We start from the raw sequence: 15,970 nt of genomic DNA, 5'->3' as shown, positions 1-15,970 counted from the left end.
TGGCGAGACGCCGATGCTCCCAGTGTGCCGGCGGGACGCCGGCGCTCCCGGTGTGCCGGCAAGATGCCGGCGCTCCCGGTGTGCCGGCAAGATGCCGGCGCTCCCAGTGTGCCGGCGCTCCCAGTGTGCCGGCGCTCGCACGATGTCCGCGCTTGGGAGCGCCGGCGTCCCGCCGGCAACTGGGATGGCCGGCGTCCCGCCGGCCGGCCGGGACGCCTCCTCGGCAGACCGGCCGCAGTCGCAAGTCCGCGCTCAGGGTGTCCGCGCCTGAACCAGCATGTCAGGCAACACTGTCTCGATGTACACGGCGCGGTCCGCGGCCTGCTCGGCGATGCCGCGCAGCCAGCCGGACACCGGCCCGACGGCGATCGTGGTCACCAGCAGCAGCACGCCGGCCACCGACGCGATGCCGAGGTCCAGCAGCTTCGGCCGCGGCGGCGCCGGCGCTGCGGCGTCATCCGGCCGGCCGTAGAGCCGCACCACGAGCCGGAACAGATAATTGACCTCCACCGCGGTGCCGAGCAGCACCAGGGCCAGCGCACCCAGCGCCAGCGGCGTCGACAGGTCCGCGAGCCCCAACAGCACCAGCAGCTTGGCCCAGAAGCCCGGCAGCGGCGGCACGCCGATGAGCGACAGCGCGAACAGCACCACCAGCGCGGCGGCGATGGGCGCTGAGCGCGCCGCACCGGTGAGCCGCTCCAGGGCACCGCGCCAGCGGGTGGCGAGTGCGAACAGCGCCGACTTGATCACCAGATGGTGCAGCGCCAGCGCCAGCCCGGCCAGCACGCCGGCGGTGCCGGACAGCGAGAAGCCGATGAACACCAGCCCGAGCTGGCCGATGCTGGAGTAGGCCAGCATGCGGTTCAGGTCCCGCGCCCGCCAGGCGGCGAGCTCGCCGGTGATGAAGCCGAGTGCGCCCAGGGCCAGCATGAGCTGCGCCGCCCCGGTGCCGTCGAAGGCAAGCACCAACAGCCGCACCACGACGATCACCGCGAGCTTGGACACCAGCCCCGCCAGTAGCGCGCTGATGCGCGCCGGCGCGGTGGCATAGACCTCCGGCACCCAGGTGTTCAACGGGAACAGCTCCGCCTTGATGCCGAAGCCGATCAGCAGCAGCGCGAAGGCCGCGAGCCCCGTGGGCCCGGCCAGGTTCTCGGGCGCCAGCACGGCGAGATGCGCCAGGTTCAGCGTGCCGGTGTCGAGATAGACGATGGCGATGCCCACCAGCGCCAGCACTGAGCCAAAGGCCGACAGCAGCAGGTAGCGCACCGTGGCGATGTAGGCGGCGCCGGTGGCGCGCAGGCTGATGAGCCCGAAGCTCGCCACCGCGGTGAGCTCGTAGAAGACGTAGATGTTGAACAGGTCGCCGGACAGGGCGAGTCCGGTGGCGGCCGCCGCCAGCAGCAGCATCACCGCGTCGCGCCGCGCCGCGTCCGCGTCGCCCTCGCCGCGGGACCAGAACAAAAGCGCCAGCACCGGCACCGCGGTGGCGAACAGGAGCGCGAGGCGGTCCACGTAGAAGACGATGCCGAGTGGCGGTGCATAGCCGCCGATGGCGAGCGAGTAGGGCGTACTACCGAAGGCGAGCCAGAGCCGGATCAGCAGGTAGGCCGACACCGCCAGTGTCGCGGGCCCCAGCAGTCGCGCGACGGGCGCGGAGACTCGGGCGAGCGGCTGCATCAGGAACGCCGCCAGCAGCGGCAGCACGACCGGCAGCACGGTGTGGTTCTGGGTGACGGAGAACAGGCCGGTCATTGGGAGGCGCCCGTGGGGTCGGAGAGGGGCCGGTCGGATGCGGCAGCGGCGGCTCGTGCTGGAATGGATGGCGGTATGGGCGGCGGGAGGGGCCGCTCGCCCGCCGGTGCCTCGCGGCTGCCGTCGGGCACGATGCCGGCGTCGCGGCAGATGTCCAGCTCCAGATGCCGGCGCAGCTCGCGCACGTCGAGCGTGCCGTAGATGCGATGGATTTTCAGCAGCACGGACACCGCCAGCGCCTGCACGCCGACGCCGATGACGATGGCCGTCAGCACCAGTACCTGCGGAATCGGGTCCACCATGGGAACGCCCGCCTCGTGCACGCCAAGAATCGGCGCGACGGCCTCGCCCCGCCAGCCGGTGAGCACCATCAGCAGGTTCGCGCCCGCCTCGGCGATCGCCAGCGCCAGCACCATCCGGAACAGGTGGTTGGCCATGACCATGCCCACCGCGCCGATCACCAGCAGCCCGATGGCGCCGGCGTAGAGGATGGCCGCGAAGCTCAGGGTGTCGAGGTTGAGCGCGCTCATGACCCGCCGTCCTCCGAGTGTGGGTGCGGGTGCTGGTGCGGATGTTGGGCCGTCGCCGGCTGCTCGGCGAGCTGGGTCATGAGCCCCGCCAGCTCGGCGCCCACCTTGAGGCCGACGGCCAGCGACAACAGCGGCAGGGTGCCGGCGGAGAGCAACTCGCCCATCACCCCATGGCCCAGCATGGGTTTCAGGAAATCGCCGTTGTCCCACAGCGACCACAGCCCCAGCGCAATGAAGCCGGCGCCGGCGAGTCCCTCGACGACGGCGATGGCCGTGTGGCTCATGCCGCCCGAGCCGTCCTTGCCCGGCCGCGCCAGCACCAGCACGAAGAAGGCCGCCGCCAGGATCACACCGCCCTGGAAACCGCCGCCCGGCGTCAGGTGACCGTGCACGATGATGTAGAAGCCCACCACCAGCAGCAGCGGAAACAGCAGGTCCGCGCCAGTGCGCAGGATGAAGCCGCCGGGCGGCTCCTCGGCGTGGTGCTCGCAGTCTTTGCGCCCGCGCACCAGCACCAGCCCGGTGGCGGTGGCGGCGGCGAACAGGATGGACAACTCGCCTAAGGTATCGATGCCGCGGTAGCCCAGCAGCACCGCGGTGACGATGTTGGTGGCGCCCACCTCGGCCGGTGCCTGGGACAGGATGTCGCCGCCGATGCGCATGGGCGGCTCGCCGAAGCCGAGCTGCGCGGCGATCACCAGCAGCAGGAAGGCGAGCCCGGCGGTGAAGAGCAGCGAGGCGATGTTACGCATCGGGCTCGTCTCCCGCGGCGCTCTGGCGAGTGGCGCCGGCGTCGAGCCGCCACAGGCCGAGCCGGCGCAGCCCCAAGGCCAGTACCACGCCGGAGAGCCCGGCGCCCACCACGGCTTCGGTCATGGCCACGTCCGGCGCGTGCAGCAGCACGAACAGCACCGCGACGCCCAGCGATACCACGCCGGATGCGGCCACCGCGCCGATCATGTTGTCCAGCACCAGCATCAGCAGCGCGGACACCAGCACCAGCAGGACGGCCAACAGGGCAAAGAGGGTTTGCAGGTCCAACGTCGGCTCCTCACGACTCCGTGGCGGATGGGCCGGAGGCGTCCGGCAATTGGCGTGCGGCCGGCGCGGGTGCGCCGCCGTCGTCGGCGCGCCAGGGCCGCACGCCGGCCTGGAACAGCGCCCGGGCGATGGTGGAACTGCCCACGGGGCTCGTGAACAGGATGAAGCCAGCGATGCAGAGCACCTTGGCCCACCAGGCCGGGTGCACCAGTGCGACGCCCAGCAGGAACGATACGGCGCCCAGGGTCACGGACTTGGTGCCCGCCTGGATGCGGTTGTAGACGTCGGGCATGCGCACGATGCCGAGCGCCCCCAGCGCGAGGAAGGTCGCGCCAAGCAGCAGGAACAGATCCCCGATAAGTCTCACGCCTGCTCCTCCATGTCGGCACCCGGCCGGTTTGCCTCGATGGTGCGCGCGATGGCGACGACAAAGACGAACGCCAGCACCCCGAACACCAGCGCCACGTCCAGGTACAGCGGCGTGTCGTAGAACAGCGCGAAGCCGGCGATGCCCGCCGTCGCCGTCACCGACAGCGTATCGGCGGCAACGATGCGGTCCGCCGCGCCGGGCCCCAGCACCAACCGCAGCAGCCCGAGCAGCAGCGCCATCCCCACCAGCAGAAAGGCGGCGATCTCCAGCAGGTTCAGCGTCATTTCAGGAACCCCTTGATGTGGCGCTCGAAGCCGGCGGCGATGGCCGCCGTCGCGTGCGCCAGGTCCGTGCCTGGCGGGCAGTCGATCCAGTGCACCAGCAGGCGATCGTCCTCGACATCGATGGTGAGCGTGCCGGGGGTCAGCGTGATGCTGTTGGCGAGCAGCATGCGCCCGAGCGCCGAGCGCAGCTCGGTGCGGACCTCGACGACGGCCGGGCGGATAGGCAGCGACGGCGACAGCACCCGCCGCGCCACATCGAAGTTGGCGATCACCAGCGCGACGAAGAAGCGCACCAGGTAGCGCACCAGGTGGATCGGCGCGGCCGGCGAGAAGCGCATGCCGGTGAAGATGCCGAGCCGCGGCGCCGCAACCACTGTCACCAACAGTGCGACGACGGCGCCCGCCAGGAGTTCCTGCGCGTCCAGGCTGCCGACCAGCAGCACCCAGAGGAGCAGAGAAACGGCGAAGGTGAAGAGCAGGTGGGGGATGCCCGGCCGCGGATCGGTGCTCGCTGGTGACTCCGCGGGCGGCTGGACGTTGGATTGTGCTTGCTGCACAGGAGACCTCGTTCGTGCAGTGCGTTGCCTCGTTGGCGTTCCGCCATCGCGCGGGCGGCAACAGGCGTAAAGGCTAACACGGTACACCCTGCGGGTTACATGACGGAGCGATGAATAGTTGACCTGGCATCGGCTGGGGTTTTCCGGCGACCTCCGGGCGGCGGGCCTTGGCCGGGTTGGATGGGCGCAGAGACTGTGGAAATATTTTGGTGTAGCAGCGCTTGTGGGAGCGGCACTCTCGGTGCCGCGACCGGCGGCAAGTCAGCACACCATGCCCCGAGTCACCGCCAAGCGGCAGGCAGCCTCCCAGCCATTGTCGCGCCCCAAAAGGCAGTGGCGCTCCCAAGCCGGCGCGCCTGGGTTAGCCATTATGGGAGGTCGGTTCAGCGCAGCGTAACCCGACGATGGGCGACGGCGCGCCGTTGATGGTCGGGTTACGCTGTCGCTAACCCGACCTACGATCTGCGCCATTTCGGCGTTGCGAGCAATACTTCCACGGATTCGCGGCGAAATTCACGGAGCCCGAGTCCGCCGGGAGGTGTCCAGGGAGTCGCGGCGGGGATGCCGCTCCCACGGGCGCGCGTGCGCGATCGCGGCGCTGTTCCTAAGGAGGCATGGCTATGGAGGAGGGGAGAGGACACGCCGGCGGGCACGCGCAAGGTGCGCTGCCCGCCGTACTGCTCCGCCGTTGACGCTTGGCGACCACACGTTGAATGGCGTTTCGATTGCCGCTGTCGCAGGTCCGCCGAAGACTCGCGCAGCAACGCGCGTGGCATGATGCCGCTTCGGACTGGATGACCCGCGCGGGCAACGCCCGTGCGAACCGCTGCGCGCCCCGCCTCGCGACGGGTTTCCACTGCAGAGGTGTCCTGTCACCAGAGCATAGCCGACGCGCGCGCCCTTGCAAGGGAGACAGGGCGTGCGTCTCCGGTAGGTTGGGCTGAGGCACGAAGCCCGACATCGCGCGCCGTAACTACCTGATTGTCTGGCGCTTCCGTGCCAGCCCGATCGGCACGTGCGGCATCGCTGACCGGTTCGGAGCGGATCGTTGCGCTGTCTTCTGAAGCACGCCTTCACGTGCCCGATGCTGCGTCGTCATCAGCCGGCGCCGGCACGTCCAGCGCCGCCAGCGGCAGGTAGGGGCTGGTGACGCCGGCCGTCACCCCGCGGCGCCGGGCGACGGCCTCCAGCGCCAGCGGCCAGAGGGCGACCAGCCCTTCGGGGACGCGGGTCCACCTGCCCGCGCGCGCCTCGTGCTCGTGGCCGTCCAGCAGGCTCGCGCAGCCGCGGTGCAGCTCGCCGGCATCGCCCCGCAGGATGCCGAGGATGGCACGGGCCAGCGGGTGCGCCCAGCCGAAGGGGGGTGCGAGGCTGTCTTCCGGAGCCTCATTCGGCACGGACTCCAGAGGGGGCGCTTCCACTGGCTGTTCGGCGGCCAGGTGTCGCAATGCCTCGAAGCCCTCCGCCAGCCCCAGCTCCGGCTTGCTCTCCGGCAGAAACCACAGCGCGCGCGGCAGCGCGGCCAGGGCGCCGCGTAGCGCGAGGTCGCCGAAGGCCGCCGCCGTCATCAGCGGGATCTCCAATTGGCGGATGGCGTCGCCGCCGGTGATCTCGCCGGGAATGCGCGTCTCAAGCAGGGCCACGCCTTGTACGGCGGCCTCGCGGAAATGCCGCCGCAGCCCGGCCATGTCGCCCTCCAGGTTCGCCAGCAGCCCGAGCAGATAGGCATGGCGGTGGCGGCGGAAGGGCGTCCATTTCGCCTCGGCGCCGGGTACGTAAAAGCGCTTGTAGCGGGCGATCTGCGCTGGGGTGATCTGGTTGAGCATGGCTGGTATACGGAAGTATCGAGGCCACTCTCGAGGCCGCCCGCGGCGCTGATCCGTGTCGCCCTGGCGACACGGGCAAGTATCGTAGGTTGGGTCAGCGACGGCGTAACCGGACAATCAATGGCGCACCGTCGCCCAACGTCGGATTACGCCGCGTTGATGCGACCTCCCGTAACGGCCGCTCCAGGCGCGCCGTCGTGGGAGCGCCACTGCCTTTTGTGGCGCGACGATAGCTGAGAGGCTGCCTGCCAGTTGGCAGTTGCTCTGGGCGTGGTCGGCTGCCTCGCCGCCGGTCGCGGCACCAAGAGTGCCGCTCCCACAAGAGCTGCTATACCGAATGCCTTCACAGTGTCGGAATGTCGCTTCGGCTCGAGCACGTCTCGGAATGTCCACGTCGCTGTACTAGCCGCCTTGCGCGGCGGTGATGGCCGCATGGATCTGCTCGATGAGTTCCTTGTTCTCGTCGGTATCCGGCAGCGTGCTGAGCACCTCGTCGAGCTTGGTCACGACGTCCGGGTTCCTGAGCAGGGCCTGGATGTGCGGGTGATCCCAGAGATCGAGGTTGCGCAGGTCGTAACCGTTCCAACCCGTGTCGCTGTTCGGGGTCGGTGCCTTCCAGTCGTACGTTCGGGCGTCCTGCGCCTCGATGACGACGCCGCGGATCCTGGGCTCCCCGCCCAGCGCGGCCTCCAGCAGGATCTCCGCGAGCGGCCGGTCCGCGGCGCCGTCGATGCTGACCGCTCTGGAGCCGCCGGTGCGGATCATCTCCAGCAGCGTCGCCAGCACCCACTGGTCGGACATCTGCGGCCCCTTGTTGGGGTTGCCGAGCTTGGCGCCCGGCCCCTTCGCCTCGCCGATGATCAGGGTGCCATCCGACGCTCGCCAGACCTGGTCGAAGCCCGTGCCCTTTGCGAACGGTCCGATCAGCTCGGCATCGGTCTCCGCCAGCATGTACTTGGTCAGCGCGAACTCGCCGACCACCTCGGTGACCTGCTGATTGAGGCCTGCCGTGTCCACGCCCATCTCCTCGGCGAAGTGCACCAGGCGCTGGTACTTGCGCTCCTGCTCGTAGAGCGCCTCCAGGTGCTGCTTCAGCACCGCGGGATTGTTCGCGGGGTCAGGGTCGGCGCCGACGCGTTCCAGCAGGTCCTTCAGCGGTGCCGGACCCTGCAGCTCGGTGTCGGCATCGGCAACGGCCTCGCGGAAGGCTCGGCCGACGCGGCCGGACCGGTCCGAGGAGGTCGGCACCGGCGCGGCGTCGAGGACGGCCCCGAGCTTGGCCAGCAGCTCGGCGCGGGAAACGGTGAGCGTATGCCCGTCCACCGTGACGGTCAGGTCGCCGTCGGCCCCGGCGTCCAGCGCCGCGCGCAGGTCGGCCAGCATCTGTCTGGCCTGCGCCCGCGTCGGCGTGAAGGGCAAGGTGGGCTGAAGCTCCAACTGGAGCTGCTTCGCGAGCCACGCCGACTGCTCCAGCAGCGTGCCGCGGTGGCCGTCGTTCCAGCCCGTGCGGCTGGCGGTGGCGTCGGCCACCAGCGCGGCGAACAGCGGGGGCGGGTCCGGCAGCGCCTGCCAGTCCTCGCGGGCCTGGCGCAGTTGCAGCACCCAGGGGTCGCCGCCGGCCAGCGCCGGCGGATCGTTGGCCAATTGGTCCAGCAGCTTGCCGATGCCGATGCCGTCGTCCAGCCGGTTGACGGCCTTCACCAGGTCGCTGCCGAGCCAAGCCTGCTGCTCGGCGTTGCCGCGGCCGGTGAGCAGATAATCCACCAGCTCGGACAGGCGCGCCGGCGTGTCCGCCTGCGCGGCCTGCAGGAGCCGAGCGGCGTTGGCCAGGAAGTCCATCCTGTCCCGCGGCGTGTGGGCGCTTTCCAGCAGGCCGGCGAGCAGCTCATGGCGGCGTGCCGGCGGCAGGTGGAGCGCCGCCACGGTGTCCTGCAGATCGCGCACCGTGGTCAGCAGCAAGGGCCGGGAGCCGGCGCCGACCTCCCCGAGCAGGCTTGCGAGCCGGCGCTGTCCGTCCGCCGCGAGCCGCGGCAGCACCTGCGGCAGCAGCGCCGCCGAGAGGTCCGAGCGTCCGCCCTGGATGACGGCCAGCAACAGCCGCCGGCGCAGCTCCGGGGCATCCGGCAGATGCTTGGGCACCAGCACCGGTATCTGCACCAGCCCGCGCGCCACTCGTGCCATGGTCTCGTTGGCGCCCATGCGAGCGAGACCTTCCAGCAACCGCCGCGCATTGTCCGGCCCGTACTGCTCCACCGCCGTGGCCACGTCGTCGGCGAAGGCGGCGGCAACCGCGGTTTCGTCCCTGGCGAGCGCGGCCGCTCTGCCGGCGATCCGCAGCATCGCCTCCTGCTCCAGCTCGATGCGCAGGGTAGCCACCAGTCGCGGGTGCTGCGCGAGCCCCCGCAGCAGGTCCCGGCGCTGTTGCGTCGTCAACGGCCGCAGGCGTGCCGTGAGTCCCTCCAGCGCCGGCGCCGTCCAGGGCGCACCGCGCTGGAGCACGGTGCGCAACTGCTCCACCTCGCGGTACATCAGGCGCTGGGGGCCGTCGGCGGGCAACTGTTCCAGGAGCCGCCCAAGCTCGCGCATGCCATAGCCGCCGGGGGCGAGGTCGGCGATCTCGCCGAGGGCCTCCGCGGCCTTCTGCCGCAAGTGCGGGCTGGTCTCATAGGACGCCGCAAAGCGCCGCAGCAGCGCCAGGAAGGCCGGCCCCTCCAGCCGGGTGCCGAGCCGGTGCAGGCCGTCGGCCATGGCATCGGTGATGGCGCCGTCGAGGCGCTGGCGGGCGGGTGCGTCCAGTTCCGGGTGGGCGGCGATGAAGGCGCGCAGCGCCGCCGCCCGGTCGGAGACCTGCGCGGGTTGCAGCGCGGGCTCCGGCAGGGCGAAGCGCGGCGCCAGATCCAGGTCGCCGAGATCCAGCGCCAGGTCGCCGAGGTCGGGGCGGAGATAGCGGTCCAGCAGCGCGTCACCGAGGTTGACGATGCGCTCGCGCAGGCCGGCATCCGCGCCCGCCGTGCCGCGCAGCGACGTGTGCAGCAGCGCCAGCAGCGGGCCGATCTCGCCCTTCAGCCGACTGGCCAGGGCGCCGGCGCCGGTGCTGAGACCGGCCAGTCGCTCTGCCTCCGCCAGCAGCCGTTGGACCTGCTCCGCCGTGCCGCCGTGCGTCCCGAGGCGTTCCGCGAGCCCCTGGGCCAGATCCGCCAGCCGCGCGCGCAGACCGCCCGCGCGCGGCTCCTCCGCCTTGTTGAACAGCCGCGCCGGCTGCTCCAGCCAGCCGGGCCGCGTCAGGATGCCGGCGTCCATGGCCTGAAGGGTCTCCGGTGTCAGGCTGCCGACCTCGCCGGCGCGGCGGTTCAGATTGGCGAGCGCCCTGCGCGTGAGCTCGAGCTGGTCGGCGAGCCGGGCGCGCAGGGCCGGGTCGTCGGCGGCGCCGACGCGCTGCTCCAGGTCGGCGATGCGTCGCTGCTGGGCGTCGATTTCCAGATCGAGCTTGTTGCCGTAGCGAGCCGCGCGCTCGGCAAGCGGCATGCGCTGCCAGTCGCTCAGGCTCACCTCGTCGAGGCTGCCGATGTGCTTCGCCCAGGCCGGGTCCCTGGCCTGGAGCACGTGCAGGCCCTCTTCGCCGAGGACGGCCGGGTCCGCACCCTCGCGCAGCACCACCACCGGGCGGCCGTCGATGATGAGCGTCACGGCCTGGCCGCTGGTGGAGCGGGTCATGGCTTCGAACTCGTCGGCGCGCATGAGGATGACAGGCGTGTCCGCCACCAGGTGGCGTTGGGCGTCCGGCACCGAGTCCAGCAGCGCGGCGCGGAGGCTCGCCTGCTCGGCGGCGGTCTGGACCGGCTCGCCGCGGGTGCGCACCAGCGCTGCGTCCAGCGCTGCGTCCAGCGCGGTGTCCAGCGCGTGACGGTCCAGGCCTGGCGCCTCGCGCAGGGCGTCGTCCAGCATTCGCGTGCGCTCCGCCGGCGACAGGTCGCGCTGCTGTGCCTGCGCGACGCGGAGCAGGACCAGGGCGTGGTCGGGCAGGGCGGAGAGGGTGTCGCGCAGGTCCGGCGGCACGTTGGACAGGCGCCGTGCCCGCTCGCGGCGCGCCACGTGCACGTCGAGGTCTGCCATGAAGCCCGCCACGTCCATGCCCGGGTGCTTCTCGATGAGGTCGGCGATGAGCTGGCGGCGGTCCGGGGCGTCCGGCCCGGTGTCGCCATGCAGGCGGCGGAGTAGCGCCTGAATGGTCTCGGCGCTCATGCCCTGTTCCAGCGCGACCCGGCGCAGGTCCGGCGGCAGCACCGCGGCGCTGTCGCGCGCCGCCTGCACCTGCGTCGCCACCGCGTCGAGGCCCTGGCGCGGGAAGACCTCGCCGGCGCTGATGCCGGCGAGCCGGAGCGCCCGGAGCTGCGCCGGGCTCGGGCTGCCGGAGCGGACCGCGTCCGCCAGCATGCGCCGGTAGCGGCTGCGGTTGCGCTGCATCACGCGGTTGCGGGCGGCGCCGGACCAGAGGTCCTTGAGCCCGGCCTGGCCGATCTGCATCAGGGCGTCGTCGAAGGTGCCCTTGTGCTTGCCGGTGCCCACGTCGAACAGCACGCCGGCGGTCTCGCCCGCCATGCTGCCGAGCGCGCCGCCGACGCCCTCGCGCAGCATGCCGCCGGCCTTCGGGCCCAGGCGGCGGCTCAGCCTGGCCATGCGCGAGAAATCCTCGGGGTCGGCGCCGCGCGCGAGCGAGCGGGTGAGCCTCGCATCCAGCCCCTCGGAGACACCGGCGGATACGGCGCCCACCGCGGCACCGCGGCCGCCGGCCTTGAGCAGCTCCATGAGGCCGTTGCCGGCACCCTTGTGCCAGGTGTCGTCCTGGATGGCGGTCTGGGCGACGCTGCCCATGGCACCGGTGAGCCCCTCGCGCACCACCGCGCCGCCGACGCGCCCGAAGGTGCTGTTGAGCTTGCTGCCGACGCCGGCGAGCTTGCCCGCCAGGGTCGCCGCGTCGTCGCCGAGCCCGCCGCCGAGGGCGCCGCCGACGCCGGCCATGGTGGCCTCTATGGCGGTCTGCGCGGCATCGGTGGCCGCCTCCTCCCAGCCGTAGCGGTCGCCGCGCATGCCGGCCTTCACGGCCATGGTGGCGGCACCGGCCACCAGCGCGGTAATGACGCCCGCCGCCACCAGGTTGACGCCAGGGATCAGCATCAGCGCCACCGAGATCGCCACCGCCAGCGCGGTGATGGCCCCGGTCAGGATGGATTCCTGCCGGTCCAGCTCCGCCTGGTAGTTGCGCGCGGCGCCTTCCAGGTGGTCCATGCTGCGCAGCATGCTGATGCGATCGCCGCGGAAGTGCCCGCCCTGCTGCTCCGGCGGCAGGGTCGCGTCGTTGGGACCCGGGCCGAAGGCGTAGGTGGCGTAGGGCTCGGCGATGCGGCCGTCCGGCCCGAGCACCGCCGACGGGTCGTTCGGGATCTCGGTGCCGGGCGGGGCGTTGGCCCGGGCGGCGGCGATGATCTGCTGCGCCAGCGCGCCGCGCTGGCGGGCCATGTAAGCCTGCTCCGGCGTGCCGTCCATGGCCATGCTGCCCAGCCCGCCGGTGCCCGACACGCGCTGGAAGCGCTCGTGCCGCAGCGCCGCCTCCATGTGGCCGCGGTCGGTGACCGGATCGCCGCGGGCCAGCTCGGTGAGCTCGAAGGCGAGGTCGCCCGAGACTTCCGAGCCGAGGCCGCCCTGGTCGCCGAGGCCCAGGAAGTTGTCGAAGCTGGTGCCTTCCTCGCTTCGCCATTGGCCGCGGGCGGACGCCATCTCCCGCGCGGAGCGGCCGGTGAGGCCGTGCTTGAGTAGCGTCTCGTTGGTGCCGGCGTCCGCGGTGGCGAGGTATGTCGTCGACACGACGCTGGCGCGGCCGCCTTCCACCAGCTCGCGGCCGTAGCGGGCGCGCTTCTCGGCGTCGGTCAGGTCGTCCGCGCCGGTGGTGCCCGTGCGCAGCCGGCTCACGTCCTCGACGCCGCTGAAGAGCCGCTGGGTGCGCGTGGAAACGCTGGCCTGGACCTGTTCGTCGCTCATGCCAGCGACCCGCTTCGCGGCGGTATTCGCGGCGCTGTCGGCATTGCCGGCGCTGGTGTTGCGGGCGGCGTCGTCGGCGGCGAGGCGGCTCGCGAGCAGCCGCAGCCGCGCGGCGCGCTCGCGCTCGGCCCGGTGCAGGGCGTTCAGCGCCGCCTGGTGCTCGGCCGGGTGCGACTGGTAGTAGGCGCGGCGCTCGTCGAGGTCGCGCCGCAGCCGCGCGAGCGTCAGGTCCTCCAGCGCCAGGGTGACGCGGTGCTGGCTGTCCTCCGACGGGCCGAATGACTCGCCCTCGGCATGGTGCATCTCGTAGGCGGCCTTGGACGCCCAGGCCTGGTCGCTGAACAGGCCGTGCCGGGTCAGGTCCCGCACATAGCGCGTGGTCTCGCGGCCGACGGCCTCGCCCCGGTTGTGCTCGCCGAGGCCGGCGGTGGGGTCCGCGAACGCCTGCTCCGCCGCGGTGCGGTCGCGGTTCGCGGTCATCGCGTGGATGAAGGTCTCGCGGGCGTCCTTCAGCTTCGGGGCTTGGTCGCCGGCGCCGCTGCGCTGGCGGGCGAACTCGATGATGGCGGCGTCGAAGTGGGCCTGGATCTCGTCGTTGGTGAGCGCGGCGCCCGTCGGCGAGAGGGCGAATTCCTGGCGCGTCATCTGCTCCACGTCGGCCGCGAGGCTGAAGAGCTCCGCGTCCTGGCGGTCGCGGGCCTGCACCCGGCGCTCCTCGATGCGCGCGGCGAGCGCGCCGGCGGGGTTCAGGTCCAGGTAGCTGGTGGAGATGGTGAGCTCCGGGCCGGAGAGCTTCTCACGCAGTATCGCCCGGGTGCGCGCGCGCTCGGCCGGCCCCACTTGGGCCGCGGCGGCCGGGTCCGCCATCAGCTCGAAGGCCTGCGCCCTGAGCACGTTCTCGCGGGTCTGGCGGGAGTTGCCGAACCAGGCGTCGCCGGAAAAGATGCCGAGGGAGTCGTCCACCACCTGGTCGCGGGCGCGCTTGCGCGAGAGCGCATTGCCTGAGAGCAGGCCGCGCACGGTGCGGGCGTCGTCGGCGTCCAGCACCTCCCGGATGCGGTGGCGCAGGGTGTCCGGGTTCTGGTCGTTGAAGGTGGCCTCGACGGCGCCGGGGCCCGGCCAGGGCAGGCCGCCGACGGCGTCGAACACCGTGTCCGGCTTCGCGCGCGTGGAGGTCGCGTAAATCAGGCCGCCGACCGGGCTGACGACGGTGAGCGCCACCATGCCGGCGGTGCCCAGGCTGCGCACCGGCATGGCGTCGTCGGCCCGATGCGCCCGATCGTTCAGGTCGCCGCGGGTGGTCTTGATCACCTGGCGCAGCGTCTGGTCCTGCATGCGCACGCGATAGGCCTCGACGGCATCGAGGTAGGCGCTACAGGCGCAGGCGAGGTCCTGGTTCATGCTGCCGGCGTAGGCGGCCATGGTGCGCGCGAGCTGGCCTTCCGGGTCGTCCTTGGTGGCCAGCAGGGCGGTGATGCGCCGCTTCGCGTAGTCGTGGGCGTGGCTCAGGGTCGCGCCCATGGCCGCCGTGACCACGCCGGTGCTCTGGGACACGAACAGGTTCATGTCCACCGCGACGCCCTGCTTCAGGTCGTCGATGCCGCGCAGTGCCTTGCCGGCCTGCTCGTCCAGCTTGGCGGCGGTGTCGGCCGCGCCCGCGGCCATGCGCGCGTGCATCGCGCCCGCGCGCTCGCGCAGCATCGGCAACTGCTGCTCCGGCAGCGCCGCGGCGCTTTCGCGCGCCTTGTCCAGCAGCGGTGTCAGGCGGCGCGCGTCCAGGAACTGCCCCGGCGGCAGCAGCGCGGCGGCGCGCTGCACCAGCTCCGGGTAGGCGGCGGCCAGCTCCGGCGCGGTCGCGGCCAGCGAGCGCTCCACGGTGCGCGCCTGCCGGCGCAGGCCGGCGATGGCCTTGCGGCCGGCCTTGCGCAGGCCCTTGATGAGCCGGGGCTTGAGGTCGTGGCGCAGGTAGTCCTTGACGCCGTTGCGCTTGTCTTCCAGTTGCCGGCGGTAGCGGGCGAAGTCCGCCGCCCGGCGCTCGGCGTCGGTGGCGAAGGCGCGCCGCGCCTCCTCGGGCCGCGCCTCCATCAGCTTGCGGTAGCGGCTGCCGACCGGCGTGGTGATGCCCAGCGCCGCGCTGAGGAAGAGCCCGGCGTAGAGGTTCAGCGCGCCGGCGCGCCGCTTGAGCTCGGTCCTGCGCTGGGCCAGCTCCACCTTGTGATCGCGCTCCAGCACCGGCAGCGTGCGCTTCTCCACCCAGCGGCCGATGGCGCCCTCGTCCTGGGCCTTCACGTACTTGACCAGCGCGGCCTTCGCCTGCGACATGGTCCGCGTCGCGTTGGACTTGGCGCAGCGGGGCGCCGGGGCCTGCTCGCCCTTCGCCGCGGCGCTGCCCTCGGGAGCCGGGAACTGGGGCAACGCCAACGGCGTCGCCTTGCCCGTCTCCAGGATCTGCCCGACCCGCTCCTTCGCCTTGTCCAGGTAGCTGCTGGCGAATCGGGTCTTCAGCTCGTCGTAGGCCTGGCGCATGGCTGCGTCGTTGCCCACCAGCCCGTCGTGGACCTCCGCGACTACCTCCTCGCGCTTCTTCTTGCCCTTTTGGCCGAGGTTCTGCTCCTGCGTGTCGAGGTGTGCGCGGGCCGCGTCGGCGACCTGGTCCACCGCGTCGATGGCCTGCTGGATGCCATGCTCGACCCGCGCGATGCCGCGGGCCATGGCCGCGGCCACCGGCCCGGTCAGCAACATCAGCTCGAAGCCGGTCTGGCGGGCGAGGTGCTCGGTCTCGAACACGATCATCCGCTGCCCGGCCCGCGCCGACTCCACCAGCGCCGCCATGGCGGCGCGCACCTGGGCGTGGTGCAGCGACGGCGGCATGCCGGTGCGGGTGCGGATCTGCTCGGCGCGCTCGCGGGCCGCGGCGGGCGGGGCGGGGACCTCCGGCAGGTCGATGCCGAGCACTGTGATCGGCACCTCCGGTAGCGGCTCATCCGCCGGTGCCTGGTCTGTCGCCCGGTCTGTCGCCGGTGCTGTCCCCTGGTCCGGCGCCGGCCCGCCGCCGCCGGCACCGTCGTTCGTGGCGGCCTGTGCTCGCGGCTGATCCGATCTCTGAGCCGACCCCTGAGATCGATCCCCGGCTTGGCCCTGCGCGTCGCCCTGCCGGCGGTCGGCATCGCCCCGCGCGGCATCACCGCGGGTGGCGGCCGGCTCGCGGCCGTTGCCGCCGCTGGAGCCGGCACGCTCGGCGGTTGCACGCGTCGGGGCGCGGCCGGCGGACGGGCCCTGATCGGCATTCGCGCCCGGCACGCTGGTCGGTGTCTGCGTGCCGACCCCGCCGGGCGTCTGCCGCTGTGCCGGCTCGCCGGTGAGGTAGCCCGGCAGTGCGGCGGCGTCGGCGCGGTTATCGGTGCCGGCGTCGAAGTCTGTGTCGGCGCTGGTGTCCGCGCCGACCGTGGGGCTCAGCGTGGCGGGTATCGATTCCAGCCGCCGCACCGGGTCCGGGCGGCCCGGCACGGCGTCCGCGGGCCGGGCGTCGACGGCGCGTCGCGGCACGGGCTCGAGGGCCGCATCCGGCATG

Annotated in this window: 9 protein-coding genes; all 9 read right to left on the bottom strand. The window is 72.4% G+C overall.

What is annotated here, in order from left to right:
- Positions 1 to 252: 252 nt before the first annotated feature.
- Positions 253 to 1,755, bottom strand: coding sequence for a proton-conducting transporter membrane subunit (locus LJE69_RS16715; RefSeq protein ID WP_296927161.1), 1,503 nt, complete (start codon positions 1,753 to 1,755; stop codon positions 253 to 255).
- A complete protein-coding gene (locus tag LJE69_RS16710) occupies positions 1,752 to 2,285 on the bottom strand; it encodes a sodium:proton antiporter (protein ID WP_296927160.1) in 534 nt (177 codons plus the stop codon). Before LJE69_RS16710 ends, LJE69_RS16715 begins: the two co-directional genes overlap by 4 nt.
- Positions 2,282 to 3,037: an MnhB domain-containing protein gene (locus LJE69_RS16705; protein ID WP_296927159.1), complete on the bottom strand. Its 756-nt coding sequence runs from the start codon at positions 3,035 to 3,037 to the stop codon at positions 2,282 to 2,284. Before LJE69_RS16705 ends, LJE69_RS16710 begins: the two co-directional genes overlap by 4 nt.
- Complete coding sequence (locus LJE69_RS16700) at positions 3,030 to 3,326, bottom strand: hydrogenase subunit MbhD domain-containing protein (RefSeq protein WP_296927158.1); 297 nt, start codon at positions 3,324 to 3,326, stop codon at positions 3,030 to 3,032. The genes LJE69_RS16705 and LJE69_RS16700 overlap by 8 nt, the downstream gene beginning before the upstream one ends.
- Positions 3,327 to 3,336: 10 nt before the next feature.
- A complete protein-coding gene (mnhG, locus tag LJE69_RS16695; protein ID WP_296927157.1) occupies positions 3,337 to 3,693 on the bottom strand; it encodes a monovalent cation/H(+) antiporter subunit G in 357 nt (118 codons plus the stop codon).
- Positions 3,690 to 3,980, bottom strand: coding sequence for an MrpF/PhaF family protein (locus LJE69_RS16690; protein WP_296927155.1), 291 nt, complete (start codon positions 3,978 to 3,980; stop codon positions 3,690 to 3,692). Before LJE69_RS16690 ends, mnhG begins: the two co-directional genes overlap by 4 nt.
- On the bottom strand, positions 3,977 to 4,537 hold the full coding sequence (locus LJE69_RS16685) for a Na+/H+ antiporter subunit E (protein ID WP_296927154.1): 561 nt from the start codon (positions 4,535 to 4,537) through the stop codon (positions 3,977 to 3,979). The genes LJE69_RS16690 and LJE69_RS16685 overlap by 4 nt, the downstream gene beginning before the upstream one ends.
- Positions 4,538 to 5,610: 1,073 nt before the next feature.
- Complete coding sequence (locus LJE69_RS16680) at positions 5,611 to 6,363, bottom strand: Imm49 family immunity protein (protein WP_296927153.1); 753 nt, start codon at positions 6,361 to 6,363, stop codon at positions 5,611 to 5,613.
- Positions 6,364 to 6,765: 402 nt separating this feature from the next.
- Complete coding sequence (locus LJE69_RS16675; protein WP_296927152.1) at positions 6,766 to 15,969, bottom strand: hypothetical protein; 9,204 nt, start codon at positions 15,967 to 15,969, stop codon at positions 6,766 to 6,768.
- Between the last annotated feature and the right edge of the window lies 1 nt (position 15,970).

This window comes from Thiohalocapsa sp. (genome assembly GCF_022340605.1).
Lineage (GTDB): Bacteria > Pseudomonadota > Gammaproteobacteria > Chromatiales > Chromatiaceae > Thiohalocapsa.
This window is presented reverse-complemented; position numbering and strand designations above follow the sequence as displayed.

Coding starts and splice junctions, on each gene's coding strand:
- LJE69_RS16715 (WP_296927161.1), bottom strand. CDS start 1,755: ATGACCGGCCTGTTCTCCGTCACCCAGAACCACACCGTGCTGCCGGTC.
- LJE69_RS16690 (WP_296927155.1), bottom strand. CDS start 3,980: ATGACGCTGAACCTGCTGGAGATCGCCGCCTTTCTGCTGGTGGGGATG.
- LJE69_RS16680 (WP_296927153.1), bottom strand. CDS start 6,363: ATGCTCAACCAGATCACCCCAGCGCAGATCGCCCGCTACAAGCGCTTT.
- LJE69_RS16705 (WP_296927159.1), bottom strand. CDS start 3,037: ATGCGTAACATCGCCTCGCTGCTCTTCACCGCCGGGCTCGCCTTCCTG.
- LJE69_RS16675 (WP_296927152.1), bottom strand. CDS start 15,969: ATGCCGGATGCGGCCCTCGAGCCCGTGCCGCGACGCGCCGTCGACGCC.
- LJE69_RS16710 (WP_296927160.1), bottom strand. CDS start 2,285: ATGAGCGCGCTCAACCTCGACACCCTGAGCTTCGCGGCCATCCTCTAC.